This is a genomic window from Desmospora activa DSM 45169 (assembly GCF_003046315.1).
GTDB lineage: Bacteria > Bacillota > Bacilli > Thermoactinomycetales > DSM-45169 > Desmospora > Desmospora activa.
In genome coordinates, this window is the sequence record NZ_PZZP01000001.1 from 629931 (window position 1) to 647865 (window position 17935).

Annotated in this window: 15 protein-coding genes; 6 read left to right on the plus strand and 9 right to left on the minus strand. The window is 49.0% G+C overall.

Going from position 1 to position 17935, the window contains the following annotated elements:
- Positions 1-181: 181 nt before the first annotated feature.
- The 3 genes from C8J48_RS18615 to C8J48_RS03070 all read right to left on the minus strand — a co-directional run bounded on the left by C8J48_RS18615 (position 182) and on the right by C8J48_RS03070 (position 1842).
- On the minus strand, positions 182-358 hold the full coding sequence (locus C8J48_RS18615; RefSeq protein ID WP_170105102.1) for a hypothetical protein: 177 nt from the start codon (positions 356-358) through the stop codon (positions 182-184).
- Positions 309-1160 carry a GAF domain-containing protein gene (locus tag C8J48_RS03065; protein WP_107724901.1) on the minus strand — a complete coding sequence of 284 codons (852 nt, stop codon included), beginning with the start codon at positions 1158-1160 and terminating at the stop codon, positions 309-311. The genes C8J48_RS18615 and C8J48_RS03065 overlap by 50 nt, the downstream gene beginning before the upstream one ends.
- 154 nt (positions 1161-1314) lie before the next feature.
- Positions 1315-1842 carry a DinB family protein gene (locus C8J48_RS03070; RefSeq protein WP_107724902.1) on the minus strand — a complete coding sequence of 176 codons (528 nt, stop codon included), beginning with the start codon at positions 1840-1842 and terminating at the stop codon, positions 1315-1317.
- A gap of 396 nt (positions 1843-2238) precedes the next feature.
- Here C8J48_RS03070 and C8J48_RS03075 point away from each other — a divergent pair, with 396 nt between their 5' ends.
- Positions 2239-2829, plus strand: a complete 591-nt coding sequence (locus C8J48_RS03075) for a beta-class carbonic anhydrase (protein WP_107724903.1) — start codon at positions 2239-2241, stop codon at positions 2827-2829.
- A 90-nt stretch (positions 2830-2919) separates the two neighbouring features.
- Here the strand turns inward: C8J48_RS03075 and C8J48_RS03080 are convergent, their stop codons facing one another.
- The 6 genes from C8J48_RS03080 to C8J48_RS03105 are packed head-to-tail and all read right to left on the minus strand — an operon-like array spanning position 2920 to position 14205.
- Entirely contained in the window at positions 2920-8418 is a 5499-nt protein-coding gene (locus tag C8J48_RS03080; protein WP_107724904.1) for a WIAG-tail domain, read from the minus strand.
- A 22-nt stretch (positions 8419-8440) separates the two neighbouring features.
- Positions 8441-8938 (minus strand): GNAT family N-acetyltransferase, encoded by a 498-nt coding sequence (locus tag C8J48_RS03085; RefSeq protein ID WP_107724905.1) that lies wholly within the window; start codon positions 8936-8938, stop codon positions 8441-8443.
- Positions 8939-8941: 3 nt separating this feature from the next.
- Entirely contained in the window at positions 8942-10264 is a 1323-nt protein-coding gene (locus tag C8J48_RS03090; RefSeq protein WP_107724906.1) for a YheC/YheD family endospore coat-associated protein, read from the minus strand.
- 16 nt (positions 10265-10280) lie between these two features.
- Entirely contained in the window at positions 10281-11663 is a 1383-nt protein-coding gene (locus C8J48_RS03095; RefSeq protein ID WP_107724907.1) for a YheC/YheD family endospore coat-associated protein, read from the minus strand.
- Complete coding sequence (locus C8J48_RS03100) at positions 11660-12778, minus strand: YheC/YheD family endospore coat-associated protein (protein WP_107724908.1); 1119 nt, start codon at positions 12776-12778, stop codon at positions 11660-11662. Before C8J48_RS03100 ends, C8J48_RS03095 begins: the two co-directional genes overlap by 4 nt.
- Complete coding sequence (locus tag C8J48_RS03105) at positions 12775-14205, minus strand: YheC/YheD family endospore coat-associated protein (RefSeq protein ID WP_107724909.1); 1431 nt, start codon at positions 14203-14205, stop codon at positions 12775-12777. The genes C8J48_RS03100 and C8J48_RS03105 overlap by 4 nt, the downstream gene beginning before the upstream one ends.
- Positions 14206-14392: 187 nt before the next feature.
- On the opposite strand from C8J48_RS03105, the gene C8J48_RS03110 reads away from it, so the two are divergent.
- The 5 genes from C8J48_RS03110 to C8J48_RS03130 all read left to right on the plus strand — a co-directional run bounded on the left by C8J48_RS03110 (position 14393) and on the right by C8J48_RS03130 (position 17866).
- Complete coding sequence (locus tag C8J48_RS03110) at positions 14393-14746, plus strand: YlbF/YmcA family competence regulator (protein ID WP_107724910.1); 354 nt, start codon at positions 14393-14395, stop codon at positions 14744-14746.
- Positions 14747-14790: 44 nt separating this feature from the next.
- The gene (locus tag C8J48_RS03115; protein ID WP_107724911.1) at positions 14791-15477 is read left to right on the plus strand and encodes a metal-dependent hydrolase; all 687 of its coding nucleotides are present in this window, start codon (positions 14791-14793) and stop codon (positions 15475-15477) included.
- 258 nt (positions 15478-15735) lie between these two features.
- Positions 15736-16005 (plus strand): hypothetical protein, encoded by a 270-nt coding sequence (locus C8J48_RS03120; protein ID WP_107724912.1) that lies wholly within the window; start codon positions 15736-15738, stop codon positions 16003-16005.
- A gap of 128 nt (positions 16006-16133) precedes the next feature.
- Positions 16134-16841, plus strand: a complete 708-nt coding sequence (gene pnuC, locus C8J48_RS03125; RefSeq protein WP_107724913.1) for a nicotinamide riboside transporter PnuC — start codon at positions 16134-16136, stop codon at positions 16839-16841.
- Positions 16838-17866: an AAA family ATPase gene (locus tag C8J48_RS03130; protein ID WP_281261182.1), complete on the plus strand. Its 1029-nt coding sequence runs from the start codon at positions 16838-16840 to the stop codon at positions 17864-17866. Before pnuC ends, C8J48_RS03130 begins: the two co-directional genes overlap by 4 nt.
- Positions 17867-17935 lie beyond the last annotated feature (69 nt).

The window sequence follows — 17935 nt, forward strand, 5'->3', positions numbered from 1 at the left end:
GCAAGATTATGCTTACAACTTGGTTAGGGAGTGTAGAAAATTCGAGACAATGGTGAGCCGGAGGGTTAAATAGTGGGGAATGGCTGACGAAGAAGAGGTTGCTACAGGAAAGTGATTAGGCACGTTATCTTAATATGAATACAAAGCAAAGCCGGGTTGAGATCATCCCTACCCGGCTTTTTTATAGTATCTTTTTTCCAAAATGTTTTTCATGTCTAGCTGATATAGCCCGGCGTTTTTCTTTAAAAAGGCCGTCCGTTGCTTTGTCTAAAAATTCTTGAGGTGATATTTTACCTTTCTCATAGCGCTCATACAGTTTTTCCTGTTGTCGAGGAGACTGCTTCTTCACTTGGCCCATCTCTTTTTCCCTCCTGACTTTTCAAATGATAATATACCAAAGATGAAAGAGCATTGGCAAATGCTTTCATATAGGGGATATATTCGGATTCATCATATGAGTGCCTTTCGTTTCCGGTGATACTGATAACGCCTATTACTTCTTTTCCACAGCGGATGGGTGTGGTTAATAGAGAGTAAAAATGATTTTCAGACTCGGGATTGGATTCAAAGCGGGCGCCTCGCGCTGTAACATCGGGTTCATAGTTGTCTTCACCGGTTATGTAGGTAAATCCTGCTGAGTTTTTCTCGGTGATTTTTGGATTGTATTGAAGCAGATCGGTAGAATGACCAGCCCAACCGCAAGGATTTAGTTTGGTTTCTGCGCCATTTGGTATAAATATAACGACTCTAGGATCGGTCGACTTGGGATTGGTCATAAAGACTCGGATAAGCCAACAGATGTGGTTGATAGCATGTCCAAATTTATAAGATGAGTAGGATTCGTATAAAAGTTTTGCGGTGGTGCTGCCAATCGTACTCATAATATCAAGGGCTTCAGCACTTCTTAAATTTTCCTTCTCGGATTGTGAGAAATCGTTGATTTGATTAATGGATTTAGAGGTTTTTCTATAACCCCACCAACATAATCCTATCACGAACAGCGTTAAGATGCTCCCAATGATCAGGACAGAGGGGGTAAGATTTTCCCAAACTGGCTGGGTAAGTAACCACCAGCCAAATCCCAAAATGGCCATGCACGCAAATACATAAGGGAACCAAGGGAATTTTTTGAAGAGCCGGTCTAATACTTCGGCATTCATAGTATCCCCCTTAAATGCGATTACCGCATTCTATCTCTTTTGCTAATAAATTCTCTGTTACATGTCGATCCTCCTCCATAGCCTCTCGATGGAAGATAAAAAAGATTAAACCCCACTTAGTGAAATTTCACGGGGGCTTGATCCTTCTATTCCTCTATTCTTTTTTCAATATCCCTAAATACTCAATCCATGGTCCAACGTCCGCTTGGTATCTCTTGGCCATTACTCGTACGATTTGAGCAATATGCGTTAGGTCATGAACAACCCATGTCGAAAGCAATTCTCTTACTTTCACTATCCCAAATGCAGGATGTGAACCCGTCAATTCAAGATGTGAGTCAGATTCAACAAGAGCTTTGAGTTTGATTATATTTTGTGTTCTCATCGTATTAAATTCAAGTAATTTTTGTTCAATCGATTTTTTAGGTTTCTCATTTAAGTGAGAATAACGATCAAATGGGGGAAAGGGTTTGCTTTCACCTTCATGAAGGATCATTTCTAATCGTGGTATCCAGTTATTTTTCTCTCCCTCAATCAGGTGATCAATCACTTCAGAGACGTTCCAGGTTCCCTCGCCTTCGTTGCATTGCAACCATCCATCCGATAAACCCGTTAAAAAATACTCCAATGTTTGTGGTGTACGTTCCAGAACCTCAATCGCTTCTTCTATAGTAAAATTCATCCAAATACTGACAGGAGATCCCCGGCTTTAGCCGTGGGGAGGAATGGGCGGCGTCGCCCGGCCCCTCTGGTGGGAGTGCTTAGGGCGGCTCTCTTTTCTCCTGTCGTCCCTCCTCTCAGTATGCATAGCCGTCTGTTCGTTGGAGCAAACGGCAGTATTTGTAGCTAATCCCCTGGATTGTTCCGCTTTCTATGTCTTTAAGCAATCATTTCATATCTCTTCTATTGATTACAAGTTTTTTTCTTTTGTTTAATGTGGGTACAAACTACAAAGTTTAAATCTGTGAATTAGATAAGGGGTGGATCAAGATAGTCATAATTGGCCACCGGATATTTTTGTTGCTTTGCCTGGGCATTGATTTCGATTAAAATAGCATCAAGTAAAGGAGGGATTACGATGCGGATACTGGATCAAATCTTAGCCCATAACCGTTCCTTTGTTACCAATAAGGAGTATCTTCCATATCAAACCACTAAATTTCCAGATAAGAAGATGGTTGTCGTTACTTGTATGGATACTCGTTTGACGGAGTTGCTTCCACGGGCGATGAATCTAAAGAACGGGGACACCAAAATCATCAAAAATGCAGGTGCCATCGTAAGCCATCCCTTTGGCAGCGTGATGCGTAGTGTGTTGGTTGCTCTCTATGAGCTAAACGCCCGGGAGGTTTGTGTTGTTGGACATTATGGGTGTGGGATGGGAAGCATCCAGCCGGAGGAGACACTGGCCAAAATGCGGCAGTGTGGGATCTCAGATGATACGATTACGACATTGGAGCGGTCCGGCATCCATTTGAAAAAGTGGTTGCAAGGGTTTGCTTCAGTGGAGGAGAGTGTTGAGAACAGCGTGCGGATCATTCGTGAACATCCGTTGATGTTACCTGGAGTACCAGTTCATGGCTTAATTATCGATCCTGGTACAGGGGAATTGACAACGGTGGTGGACGGGTATCAGGTGATCGAAAAAACGAGTGCTGGTATGAAATAATTTGATAAATCGATTTACGGCGAAAGGGTATAGACTTGTCCGTCAATAAAAAACCCTCGACATCTCACACGAATGTCGAGGGTTTATGGTTTACGGTTGTTCCAGATTATCGTTCGGACCATCGATATAATGATCGTCGTTCTGCTCGGACTTTGCATCGGCAGTGTATTGGTTCTCGGTTTGAGCTGATTTCGCGTTGTCGGAATATGGGTCATTGCTTTGTGCGGCTTTCGCATCGTCGGAATATTGATCATCGTCCTGCTTGGATTTCGCGTCAACGGTGGATGGGTCGTCATCTTGCTCGGTTTTTGCATTATCGGCGGATGGATCGTCATCTTGCTCGGTTTTTGCATTATCGGCGGATGGATCGTCATCTTGCTCGGTTTTTGCGTCATCGGCAGATGGATCGTCATCTTGCTCGGTTTTTGCGTCATCGGCAGATGGATCGTCATCTTGTTCGGATTCAGCGTCATCGGCAGATGGATCGTCATCTTGTTCGGCTTTTGCGTCATCGGCGGATGGATCGTCATCTTGTTCGGCTTTTACATCGTCGGTGAGTAAATCGTCGTCCTGCTCAGACTGGTCGTCAATCGTGTGTTGGTCGTTTTGCTCGGGCTCAACTTGATCGATAGACTCCTCTGTTTCAGGTTTGTATTCTGCTTCTTCTGCTGCATGATAGGGCTGGAAAGCTTCAGCGAAATTGAGTTGCTCTTCTTCCGTGATGGCCGGTTCATCGTTTTCCTCTAGCGAGGCGATCAGGGCGGGAGACTCTTCTGCATCTTTTATCTCTTGGATCGAAGGTATGGGATATGCTGCTGCGGCAAGGGTGTTTTCCTCTGCCTCTTCAACAGGAGTGGTCCCCTGGTAAAGCGGCTGCTCGGAACCGACTGCAATCCAGAATAGATTGCCTTGTAGGTTTTTGCTGCAAAGAGTACTCAGTGTTAAACGCAATGTGAAGGCATTCTCTTCCTGATTGACCAAATTGACTGCACACCCGGGCTGATCGGTTAGTGCGACCGCAGTATAGCCGGGAGAGATAAATGGGGAATTTAAGGGGACCTTTAATTCCAATTGTTCTGCTCCGGGAGCGATGCTAAAGGAAAGCGAGCCGCTTTGTGGTAGGAATTTCTTCCAATCAAACGCCAGTTTTTCCATTTCTACCGTTCCATCAGCCAAGTGTTCCGACGTGATGGAGTAAGGTTGAATATGTTCTGCTTCGATGGTGCCTTTATCCAGATGGCGCGATTGAATGGCGTCATCATTGATGTGATTGCTGTCGACACTACTTTCACTCAAGTGTCGGGATTGAATGGTATCGATATTGATGTGGTTGCTTTCGATTATACTCTCATTTAGATGGCGTGATTGAATGGTGGCATCATTGATGTGATTACTTTCGACACTACTTTCACTCAAGTGTCGGGATTGAATGGTATCGATACCGATGTGATTGCTTTCGATTATACTCTCATTTAAATGGCGTGATTGAATGGTGGCATCATTGATGTGATTACTTTCGACACTACTTTCACTCAAGTGTCGGGAGTGAATGGTATCGATACCGATGTGGCTGCTTTCGATTATACCTTCATTTAAATGGCGTGATTGAATGGTGGCATCGTGGATGTGGCCACTTTCGACACTGCTTTCGCTCAAGTGTCGGGATTGAATAGCATCGTCGCCGATGTGGTTGCTCTCGATAATGTCTTCACTCAAGTGGCGGGATTGAATGACATCTTCGCCGATGTGACTGCTATCCACAATGCCCTCGCTTAAGTGCCGGGATTGAATCGTGTCATCAGAGATATGGTTGCTTGCCACACTGCCCTCGCTCAAATGGCGTGATTGAACGGCGGTGTTGCCGATATGCGCCGCTTCCACTGCCCCTTCACCTAAATGGCGGGAGTGAACGGCCGTATTGTCGATATGGTCTTCTCCTATCGCCCCTGCACTCAGATGATGAGAGCGAACGGCAGCATTGTCGATATGGTCCTCTCCTACCGCCCCTGTACTCAGATGATGAGAGTGCACAGCTGCGTTGTCAATATGGTTCTCTTTTATCATCCCGTCGCTTAAATGGCGTGATTGGATCGTGCTATTATCCAGGTGTTTTCCTTCCACGGCTCCTTTGCCTAAGTGTCGGGATTGAACGGCGGCCTTACCGATGTGTTTTCCTTCTACTGCACCTTTGTCCAGGTGGTGAGATTGAATGGCAGCGTTATCGATGTGCTTTCCTCCCACCGTCCCTTCACTCAGATGGCGGGAGTGAACGGCGTCGTCGCTGATATGGCTGCCTTCGACAACCCCATCGCGCAAGTGGCGGGATTGAATAGCGTCATCACTGATGTGGCTGCCTTCAACAACATCTTCTTCTAGATGGCGGGATTGAATGGAGTGATCGTCGATGTGTTGTTCTCTTACCACTCCTTCGCTCAGGTGACGGGATTGAATGGAAGCGTCACTGAGATGATCCCCTTCAACAATGCTTTCATCTAAGTGTCGAGATTGAATGGAAGCATCCCCGATGTGGTCTCCGTCTACCGATGCTTTGCTCAGATGGCGGGATTGAATCACATCATTGCCGATGTGATTGCTCTCTACTGCGCTTTTACTCAAGTGCTGGGAGTGAACGGCGTTATCGCCGATGTATTCTGCTCTTACAATCCCCCTACTCAGATGGCGGGATTGAATGACGGCATCGCCGATATGGCTGTCTTCTACAGCGCCTTCGCTTAAGTGGTGGGATTGAACGGCGGTGTCACCGATGTACTCCGCTCCCACAATGCCTTCGTTTAGATGGCGTGATTGAATGGCAGCATCACCGATGTGGCTGCCTTCGACGGTGCCTTCGCTCAAATGGCGTGGTTTAATGGCTTCATCGCTGATATGGTTACCTTTTACAATGCCTTCACCCAGATGACGGGAATGAACGGCGGTGTCATTCAGGTGGTTTCCTTTTACAACGTTATCGCTTAAGTGGCGGGATTTAATGGACATATCATTGATGTGATCCCCTTTTACTGCTCCGTCTGCGAGGTGTCGGGATTGAATGGCAGCGTCGCCGATGTGGTTTCCTTCTACGGTTTCGTCGCCCAAATGACGGGGCTGAATAACATCATCTGCGATATGGCTGCCTTCTACGATTCCTTCACCCAGATGGCGTGATTGAATGGCGTCATCATCGACATGATATCCTTTTACAGCGCTGTTGCCTAAGTGCCGGGATTGGACGGAGACATCATCGATGTGATCCGCTTTTACCGCTCCTTCTGCGAGGTGTCGGGGTTGAATCGATTCATCACCGATGTGGTTTCCTTCCACCACATCATCGTCCAAATGGTGGGGTTGAATGGCAGCGTCTCCAATATGAATGCCTTCTACGACCCCGTCACCTAAATGACGAGATTGAACGGCGGTATCATCGATGTGATACCCTTTGATGATTTCCGCGTTGAGGTGCCGCGATCGAATCGAACCGTCGCTGATATGTTCTTCTGCTATGGAATTTTCACTGAGATGACGGGAGCGAATCGCGGAATGACTGAGGTGATTTCCTTCCACGATGCTGTCGTCGAGGTGTCGGGATTGGATGGAAGCGTGGTCGATGTGCTCTCCTCTGATAATGCTTTCGTTGAGATGCCGGGATTGAATGGCGTCATCATCGATGTGATAGCTTTCAATCACACCATTGCCGATGTGCCGGGATTGTACGGTATCCTCGCCGATATGACTACCTTCTACGACTCCTTTTCCCAGGTGGCGGGATTGAACGGCAGAGTCAGATAGATGGATATCGGTTACAGAACCGGTGGATAAACTTTCCCCATCGACACTGGATGGGGCCAAGTGCTCCCGGTTGATGTGCCCTGGACTCAGGTGGCGTGATTCTACGGATCGATCTTCCAGGTGATGACCGAAAACACTTCGTGGAGACAATTTATCGGAAGTAACTGCCCCGTTGGATATTTTTTCGCTGGTGATGGCGAAATTGGTCAGTTTATCGGTTGAGATTGATTCCGGGCATAATTTGGATGTTGTAATGGAACGATCCTTCAAATGATTGGCGCGAACCGTTTCTTCCGCCAAATGAATCCCCCGAACCGCCCCTTCTTGCAGGTGGCGAGCCGAGATGGTTCGATCGGAGATATGACGTTCCCGTACCGATTGGTTGGCTAAATGCTCTTCCTCAACCCCCATGGGAGCGATTTGTTCCGAACGAACAGAGGCGGGAGCCAACTTGGAAGTAGTAACGGATCCTTCTTGTAAGTGCTCTTCATGGATGGTTCCAGGGGCGAGATGATGACTGTGAACCGTATTTTCTTGTAAGTGTGTACTTGCGACTGAATTGGCTGCCAGTTGATCTTCTCCCACACTGGAGGAGGAGAGGTGTCTTCTTTTAATTACCTGATCCTTTAAATGGGAGGAGTCGATCGTCTCCGCTTGGAGCTGCTTAGCCCCGACTGCCCCTTCAGCGATGGTTGAAGACTTAATGGAATCATTGGCTAAATGGGAACTTTGAATCGATTGTGGCTGAATATGCTGGTGTTGAACGCTGCCGGGTGCAAGCTCTTTGGATGTGACGGATTTAGGTGCCAACTTTTCATTGGTGACGGAGCGGGCCGCTAAGTTTTCGGTGGAGACGGCCTGATAAGCCAACTTGGCTTGATTAACTGCCTGATTGGCCAAATGGACCGTTGTGATCGCTCCACTTTCGATATTGTCCGAGCGAATCGCTCCCTCTGTCAAATGTTCGCCATGGACATGGCCATGTGCGATATGATGGGAGTGGATGGCGGAGGAGCGGATTTTTGTTCCATCGATGCTGTCATCACGCAATCGGTTGCCCGCCACGATGTTTTCCTGGATATGCTCTGACTGGATCGCTTCCCGTTTGATTTGATCGGATCCAATGATGTTTGCTTCCAGATGTTGCTCCTTGATGGAGCGGGGGGCAATCTTAGAGGATTGGACTGCTTGGGAAGCCAATTTGGAACTGGTGATGGATAAATCTTTTAGATGATCGGTTTCAATCGATTGCACTCGAATCTTACTGCCGTCGATTGAACGTTTCCCCAGTTTTTCATGGGTGACGGAACCGTCGACCAAATCGTGGGTGTACACAAATGCATTTTCATCATTGGAAGCGTGTCGGATTTCCTTTTTCCGTTGCAGGCCGGTACGCAACGGCTGCTTTGATTCTTGTGAGGTTTCCTGGCTCGATTGCTCCGGTTGCTGCTGTTCAGTGGCCGTTCGGTTTACCGGCGGTTTGCTTGCTTCCGGTTTACTTGCCGGAGTCTCTTTATCCCGTATCTGAGCAGCGTTATCATTTTTAGGTTGCGGTTGTAATAACGACTGCTCCTCATTTTTCTTCCATTCCCGCTGTATAATTTCCTCAAGCACCCATTCGTCATCGAGGGTGTTCGGACGGGATGGACGACGGGAAGGTCTCTTTTTGCGGCTCATCTCATTCATCCCTTTCCATTCCAACTGTTTCTCTACATAGGTATATTCATCAGGGATGAATGCGGAAACGGGTAGAGTAAAATCTGGGCGCTTAAAAAGCCGATTTCCCCGTTGGAATCGGCTCAAAGATCGATACTTCAGCCGGTCATCAGTGCGAAGATCGGCTAATCATCATTTTATTGGAATATCGATCATATTCCTCCTGGGACCAGTTTCCTCCCCCTAGAATAAATGTCGGTTTACCGGTAGGGCCAGTAATTAAGCGAAAGGCGATTAGCCCTTTGCTAAAACAGAGTTTTAGACTGGGTATATTGTCACAGGCAACTCGTGTATACACCCGGTCTAAGCGATCAAGGGCGAGGGTTAATAATTGTTCACCCACACTTTTTTTACGATGGTCGGGGTGAACAATAACAATCGCCTCTTTTAGACCAAATTGTCCAAAGAGGATAAATCCAGCCAACCGCTCTTCATCCAGCGCGACGGCCATCCAGGTGCCTTCCGGGAATGATTGATCCGTCGGCAACCGCTGTAACCATCGCAGCGCTTTGTGTGTGATACGTTTATCCCCATAACGGAATGAAAAGTGGACCAGCCGTTCACGATGTTGGGCGAGCAGCTGTGGTGTAAGAGTGAGGATCCGCATCGTTTACCCTCCCATCTGCTTCGGCTGATTGTGGCCGCTGAGATGTAAGGCGTAATAAATCAAATTTTCCAAGGAACGGCGCCGGATCTCCGGTTCGTCAAACTTCATTGGCTTAGCGTTAGCTTCAAAAAACCAAAGCTGCCCCTTCTCATCCAATCCCAAATCCATCGACATCTCACCTAAGTTTTTTCCTTCTTCCGATTCGATATGGCGTGCAATCACGATTCCTGTCCGTTCAACCTTCTCTTTTAGTTCAGTGGCTCGTTCTTTAAACACCTCGTTTAGTACCACATCAACATCGGCGATAGAGCCCCCCATGGGGACATGGGTACTGATAGCGCGCCCCCCTGCCACTCGGATTCCAATACCGGTGCATCCCCACTCGCCTTTAACATTTTTTTGCGCCAACAGGCGGAGATCAAAAGGCCTCCCCTGATAGCGGGCCAAAGTGATTCCTTGTTGAATGACGTATTTTTGTGAGTATGTTAGGCGATTGGTCCGTTTTAATACATCATTCCAATTTTCACAGACGTAGGTGACGGGGGGATTTTTACGTTGGTGTGTAACAACAAATTTTGCTCCTCGCCGTTGAATACGGATCATGTCTTTGCCCGCTTTTCCGTTGATCGGCTTTAATATCAGCGTGTCATAACGGGTTGTCAGCTGATAAAATTCGGTTGGGCTTTCCAAAGTTTGGGTGGCGGGCAGCATGTTTTTAAGATTATCGGATTGCTGTAAATAGGTGTACAGTGTCCATTTATTGAAAAATCCAGGATTAAACAAATGGATATCGGGGTGCTCGTTAAAAAAGTGGATGGCTTTTTGTTCTGCCGGTAGCTGTTCCTTGGTTCTGCTGGGAATTCGATTGTAGACGATATCCGGGAGAGGGAGAGTGGCACGTACCCATTGGGTTGAACCGGAGCGGCTGTCCAACAAAAAACCGTTTACTTGCGACTGATTTCCTTGGATACCTTCTGGTGTTAGAACATATACGGTTACCCCTAACCGGCGTCCGGTTTGGATAATATCCCGGAAATTGTAGCTGTTGCCACGAAAACCTTTGCCACCGGCGGAAGTGAGAATGGCGATAAAGGGGCCAGCTCGAAAAAAACCGGAGGCTGATTGAAGTAAGCGTGTAGGAAGATGGTATGGAGATCCTTTTTCCGGTAGGGAGGTTTGTATCGGTAGAACGCGCAGGGGCTGATTTTTCCAGAAAACAGGCAATTTGGACGGCGTTTTTCCTTTCCACCATCGGGGATGAGGGATAAACGCACCTCCTCTTCCATCTGATCGGATTGCCAGCCAACCCGCTTTCCCTTCAGACATGAAGACTCTCCTTTCGCTAAACGAATTGTGCCAGTTTCATGCTGTATTCCGTGATATAACGGGCGGATTGTCGGCCCGCGCTGCGAAGGGAAGGATGTAGAAAGATGGAGCGCCCTGGCTTGGAATTTACTTCAAACAACCAAACCTTGCGGTAACGGTCCACCCCGATATCAAGTCCCAATTCACCTAGATGCCCGTTTACCTCACCTTCCAAGGCGCGGGCGATTTGGATGGAGACATTTTGGATGTGTTCCATCATTCCTTTCTCTTTGCCAGGGAACGAGTCGCTCAACAATTCTTCCGCCGTCAAGAGAGAGCCACCTGTGCGGCCATGAGTGGTTACGCTCCCTAAACCCGCCACTTTGGCGCCCATTCCTACAACCTGCCATTTCCCCTGTTTGTCCTTATGCATATGCACGCGGAAATCGACGGAGCGCCCATTGTACTTAACCAAACGGATTCCCTGTTGAACGAGATAGCGGGGTAAGCGGTTCAATTGTGGGCCGAAGGCATGCCGTAGCAGTGCCTCAAGCGAGAAGAAGCGACGCAGAATATTATTGTCCCCTTCGCGAAAGCGGCAAAAATAGCCTTTGTTGGGGTGGCGGGTGATGCGGAAGATGCCCAGTCCTAAGCTTCCGCCGTTGGGTTTGAGATAAACCATCTGATGCCGTTCCAGCATTTCGCGAATGACGGAAACGGAAGGGGAATGATACGTTTCTGGAATATGTTCAGCTGCTAATTCATGGTTATGCAGCTTTTCATGGACGGTCCATTTGTTGAAGAAGCCTTGGTTAAAAATCTGGCATCGGATATGGCTACGAAGCCGTTCCCTGCATTCCAGTACCCTTGGGAGAGATTCCGATTTGCGATTGGGGATGCGCTCATACACCACATCAGGAAGGGGAACAGTGCGGCGAATCCATTGGTAGGATCCGTTTGCATTTGGTTGGTAAAACCAGCCGCTTGTTACTTGGTTGTTCCAGTCCACCATCTCCGGGGTAAAGACGTAAAAAATAGGCTTATCTTCCTGCGCAGCCGTCAAAAAGTTACGAAACAGCGCGGATCGAAGGCCGAAAGGGGCGGTGGGTGATCCGGTAAATCCGGTGGTCAGGATGGCGATGACCGGACCGATGCGCAATTCTTTTTGAATGTAAGTAGCCCGAATCGATCCGAAATATGGAAGAGACAGATGAGTGTAGACGGAACGGGGAAGGTAGATTTGCGCATGACTTCTTTTTAAGCCGGCAACCCGGGCAATACACGTTTTGTTTCCTACTTTGATTTTGATGGATTGGCCCGAAAGGCATCCCCACTGTTTCATCAACGATTTGGACAGGAGAATGGCCTGGGCGGGGGCTTTGGTGGTCAGCGGAGAGATTCGGCAAATGTCGGAATTCATACAGACCCTCCTGTAGGCCCGAAGAAAAATGATCGGGCGTATTGCACGGGCAGTAAAACGGATTGTCGACGTTGTTCCTTTTCTCCGGTTAACAAAAAGACGGATCGACCCGGTTTTGAATTGACTTCAAGTAACCAAACACGATTGCTGCGATCCACTCCAATATCCAGCCCCAGTTCTACCAGTCGACCGTGTTCTCGCTCGATCTGACGAGGGACCATTGTGGAGAGCGATTCAATGGTGTGGGTAATCCGGGTGGTGGTGTTTTCGGAAAAATGTTGTTGCAGAAAAGAAAGGGTTCGTTCCGCTTTTCCTCCACCATGCAGGTTGGAGGTGAGCGAGTGGAGTTTTCCGGTTCGTACGGCAGAGCCGGTAGTCTCCCACATGCCGGATCCGTTTTTTTGCACGAGAATGCGGATGTCAAAGGGGCGGTCATCCGCTGTGACTAGGGAAAGATAAGGTTGGATGATATAGCGGGTGTTGGCGGTGATCTCCTGTACCCAAGAAATGATCTTTGTCCGTGTCGGCAGAGAAAAATGAAGCGGTTGATTGCGAAGGGTTCGACCACGTATGTTGTAACCGTGGTCAAAGGGTACAAGCGCAATCACCCCCCGGCCGTGACTGCCGCCATTTGGTTTAATCAGGATGGAACCGTAGTGGTCTAAGGCTTGTTCCAAATCCCGCGAAGAGACCAGTTTGGATGTCGGTGGAAGATGGGGGCGGATAGAAGGGTTCGGCTCCAATAGCTGATAAGTACTCCATTTTCCCCCGAGAGGTCGGCCGAGTAAATGGACATCGGGATCCTGCGCTAACCGCTCCACGTAGGGTTTATAGCGGGTGTAATGGCGACTGTTGGTATAATAGCAACGATCGTAGATTAAGGATGGTAATGGGTGAGTACCCGCGGTCCAAGCGCGCCGTTTGGGCTGCCAGTGCCAAGCCGATACTTTGCGCTGTTTCCAATCTACGTCCATGGGGGAAAAGACGATCACGGGGAGCCCCATACGTAAGCCTTCATGGCTTAATTGTTGAAAGTATGTGGTTTCAAGGAACGGGGGCATCCCCTTGGATTTACAGGTGATAACGCCCAATGTGTTTCGTTCCGGGAGCTTCATCGTCTTTTCCTCCTGGTTCGCTTGGATAGGGGGCGCTTGGTTATCGGTTTTAATAACAGTGGAGCCCAACCCGTTAGATAAAGGGTGTAGTCCAGCAGACGGGAGACCGAGGGGCGTGTCGCCCCGGCGGTGGGAACATTAATGGTATCACCGGTTTTGGAGGGTTTAGAATTGAGCTCCAGCAACCACAGTTTCCCTTTTTGATCCAATACCAGATCAATACCCAACTCCGCAAAATGCCCCATTGCTTCCCGTTCAAACGATTGAGCCACTTCTAAGGCGCGCTCCCGGATTTGCTTTAGATCAGGCTTGTTGGCGAGCGGGATATCGGCCAGTACTTCCCCTGCTTTGCGCAAAGTTCCCCCCCGCGCCAAGTTGGAGACGATATGGTGATCATTGGCTACCCGTGCGACGGTGGAGGTGACCGACCATGTGCCCTGACCGTTTTTTTGTACTAAAACCCGAAAATCGACGGGTCTTCCATCGTGGGTAACGAGATTTAACCCGCGCTGGATCATATAACGGGAGCCCACTACCTTCCGTTGAAGTTGGCGAATCGCCTCTTTAGGATATCGAAACACACGGGTGACGGTTCCAGTCGCTTCCGCCTGTTGGCATACCCATTTTCCATTGATCAAGCTAAGGCGAATAATTCCTTGCCCCAGGCTACCGTTTACCGGTTTTAGATAGAGAAACCGATATTGTTCCAGCATCGGTTTCAACCGGGTGGATTGGAAGGGAACCGATTCTGGCAACAGCGAGCGGGCGACGGGGTCTTTGGACAACATATCGAAAACTTGTTGTTTGTCGAGAAAGGTTTCGTTAAAAAAGTGGACCCGTTGCGATTGACGAAGCGACCTTAACACTTGCTGGACTTGGGGTTGGCGTTCAATGCGCCGGGAGGTGATGCGATTGTAGATAACATCGGGCAATGGGGAGGTGACCAACTCCCATGATTGATTGCGGAAGACCCAACCTCTCACCCGCTGTTCGGTTAGTTGCACCTGTTCGGCCGGAAAAACGGTAAAAGCCATCCCTTTTTGCATCGCGGCCAAAGCACATTCCTGTAAAAATTCACCCATCAGTCCAAACAGCTGATTTTCGCTTCCTTCGACATTGCGATTCATCAAGACACCCAGGAGAGGACCCAATTGGAGTCGCCGCGATGAAGGATCGTAATAAGCATTCAGGGTTTGTTGCTGCGATAGTTTTAGTTGCCCAGCCAGACGGGAACTGATTCGAACCAAGGGCGTCTGGTTGGGAGTGGAGCGTATAAATGCGGTGTCGGTGGCGGAACCGAAGGTGATCCACACCGGGTGTTGGGGCAGGCGTAAACGATTGGCGGTACCTTGGCTAAGAATGAGATTGGATCCTGGCGGAAAAACGCGTTCGGATACGATTTGGACCACGATGCGAGCAAACCCCATGTCGATCCCCTTCCGCGTGGAGTGACTAATGTATGGTATGTGGGCATGTATGACCCGGTGAATAAAAGGGGCAATCGACCGTTCTTTAATGCAGGCCCAAAGATTTACCCCTTATCTGCAAAAAAGAGAAGGTTTCTTTTTTGCTTATGTGGTATAAATCCAATGGGATGGACAAGGAGGAACAAGGATGGATCCGATGACCAAAGCGCGGGAATTGGCCGATGCTCTTCGTTCTTCAGAGGAAGTGCAAGTTTGGGAACGAGCCTGGCGAGAGCTGGCAGCAGAAACCCGGTTGGCCGATGATCTCCTCCGCTATCAAGAGATGCGTCTCCAGGTAGAGACGTGCCGGTGGCGAGGAGAAGAGCCTTCAGCACAGTTGATGCAGCGTTGGCAGACGTTAAAGAATCGATTGGAACGAGAATCATCCTTCCGCCGGTTCTTGGAGGCGGAAAAAGGGATGGCCCGTTTGACGGCACAGATCCAGCAGATTTTGGCAAGAGCGATTTCTCCGCCCATGCCGTCCTCCCGTTCCCGGATGTAACAATCGCATCGGGGTCGGGTACGATTTTTCGAGGAGGGTCTAACATGCAGATTCGCTTTCACGGACAGAGTTGCTTTGAAATCCATCATCAGGGACACAAATTTATTTTTGACCCCTTTTTAACGGGCAATCCCCTCGCCCAGGTTGAACCACAGGCGATTGAGGCGGATGTTGTTCTGGTGACACACGGACATAACGATCATGTGGGTGACACTGTTGAGATCGCCCAAAAGAACGATGCCTTGGTGATCGCTCCTAGCGAGCTGGCCGATTGGCTGGAGTGGCAAGGAGTAAAGGTCCATCCGATGCATATCGGCGGCAGCTATTCTTTTGATTTTGGGCGGGTAAAATTGACCCCGGCCCTGCACGGTTCCGGATATGTCACCACTGAGAAGCAGATCATTTATATGGGTATGCCGGCGGGAATCCTGCTGACAATCGGAGAGAAAACAATCTATCACGCTGGGGATACGGCTCTCTTTTCCGATATGAAGCTGATCGGTTTGCAACAACAAGTGGATCTGGCCCTATTGCCGATTGGAGACAACTTTACGATGGGGCCCGATGATGCGGCATTGGCGGCGGAATGGCTAGGTGCCAAAGAGGTGATTCCGATGCATTACAACACCTTCCCCATAATTGAGCAGGACCCGTATGCTTTTGTAGAAAAGTTAAAAAGCAGAGGCATCCCCAGTCGTGTGTTGGAACCGGGAGAATCGGCCACATTGTAAATAGGTCGATAACAAACTGTAAATCGGGTGTAATCTCTTTGTAATGTCTGACTACTATCCTAAAACTAGGATGAAAACCCCCTATTTTTGAGCCGGTGAAACCCACCGGCTCTTTTTTTGCATGTTTCTCCCTCTTGCTCCGTAGGATGAAATAGGCGAGAAAGACAGGCCTTACAACATCAGAAATAAAGTGAAATCCTTTGCCGACTACAAAAGAACGGAGACTTAAAAACCGTTTTTTCTAACAGGGGGGATCTTATGCTAAATCGAAAATATGGCTTGTCCCTGATGTTTACGATCCTGATGTTGATTGTGGCGGTACCGCGTCTACCGGTAGGGGGAGAATCGACGCTGGGGAATTGGTTTGCCATCTCGTGGCTGGTATTCGCCTATCTCGTCATTGCCGCCAACTGGCGCATGGTGTTACAAGTCGATCGGGAGAAACAGCGGCGTGCCGAGGCGGATCGTCGCCGCCAGTGGTTGAAAACGCAACAAAGGCGGCGGGGTGTACGGTTGCGAGGTTGGTAGAAATTTCAAAGGATAAGGTGCGTTCCGGTTTACGGAACGTTTTTTCTTACAATAGGACTGCCGGTAGTGGATGTCGAAATAAAAAAGATTGTTTTTCATCTTTTCATCGCTGGGAGGCGAAGACATCGATGCGTCTACATCGTTGGCGACCGTTTGAACTCATTTGGCTGTTATCCTTTTCATTGATTTCCGTTGCTTTGTCTATATGGTGGCAGGATTCGTTATTCGGCTTGACTGTTTTTTTCACCGGTGTGGTTTGTGTTGTTCTGGCAGCGAAAGGAAGTATCTGGACCTATGGTTTTGGGGTCTACAATACCCTTGGCTATGCCTGGATCAGCTATGTCGGTGGACTGTATGGCGAGATGATGCTGAATGCCTTCTTCTTTTTTCCGATGCAGATCGTCGGGTGGTTGCTTTGGCGAAATCGCATGACGCAAACAGCAGTGAAGATGCGTCGCTTATCGTGGCAAGGTATGCTGCTCTTATTTGTCGGGTGCGGCATAGCGGTAATCGCATACGGTTGGTGGTTATCCACTTTACCGGGGCAACATACGCCGTATCTCGATGCCGTGACCAATGTGCTCTCCGTTATTGCCATGATCCTGATGGTTTTGCGCTTTCGTGAACAATGGGCGCTGTGGATCGTCATTAACGGGGTAGCCATTACCATGTGGAGCTTACGTTTGATTGACGGCAGCCCCGATGCAGGAACGATGGTGGTGATGTGGTCTGCTTATCTGGTGAACAGCGTCTATGGCTGGATACGTTGGAGCAAAGGGGCCCGTGAAGGGGAGCCACCGGTAAATAAAGAGGAGAAAGCGGTGGGGGAAGGGTGAAACGCGGATTAACCTTGGGGAAGTTTGCCCCCCTTCACAAAGGACACCAATATATGATTGAAACTGCATTGGCGGAAATGGATGAACTGATCATCCTTATTTATGACGCCGCGGAGACTCGGGTGCCTTTACATGTTCGTGCCCGGTGGCTGCGGGAGCTGTACCCCGCTGCGAAAGTGTTGGAGGCGTGGGATGGGCCGCAAATCATCGGAGATACGCCCGCCATACGCCGTATGCATGAGGAATATATTTTACATTTACTAAACGGCGAGACCATCACCCATTTTTACTCCAGCGAATTTTACGGGGAGCATATGAGTCAGGCATTGGGGGCGGTCAATCGCTTGGTGGATCCACCAAGGCAACAGGTACCCATCTCCGCTACACAAATTCGGCATGATCCGTTTCGCTGGCGGTCCTATCTATCCCCCCTGGTATATCGAGATTTGGTAACCAACGTGGTTTTCCTTGGAGCTCCCTCTACCGGTAAGACGACGTTGGCACAGGCACTGGCTTCCCGATACAAAACGGTGTGGATGCCGGAATACGGACGGGAATACTGGGAACGGCACCAAGTGAACCGGCGGTTGGCACCGGAACAGCTTCTCGCTATTGCCCGTGGGCATCTTCAACGGGAGGAGGCGTGTCTGCTTGAAGCCAATCGTTATCTCTTCACCGATACCAATGCCTTGACTACGGCTCAGTTTTCGTTGGATTATCACGGTTATGTCTTACCTGAATTGGACGAACTGGCAAACCAGGTGGCTGCCCGGTATGATTTGGTGTTTGTTTGTGCCGATGACATTCCCTATGCAGATACCTGGGACCGTTCCGGCCCCGGGAAACGAAGGGTTATACAAAAGCGGATCATCGCCGAGTTGAAGGAGCGCCGCATTCCCTATATCCCATTGTGGGGAACGGTAGCAGAGCGAATGACAACGGTAGACGCTGTGCTAAAGCGGTGGGAGAAAGCCGATAACATGGGGGAATGGGTGCGGGAAGATGGTTTGAAGAAAGATGGGTAAAAAAACAAGAGGGCACCGTACGAAGTCCGATAAGTTTAACGACCCAGCTATGGCAAACGCCCACAGATA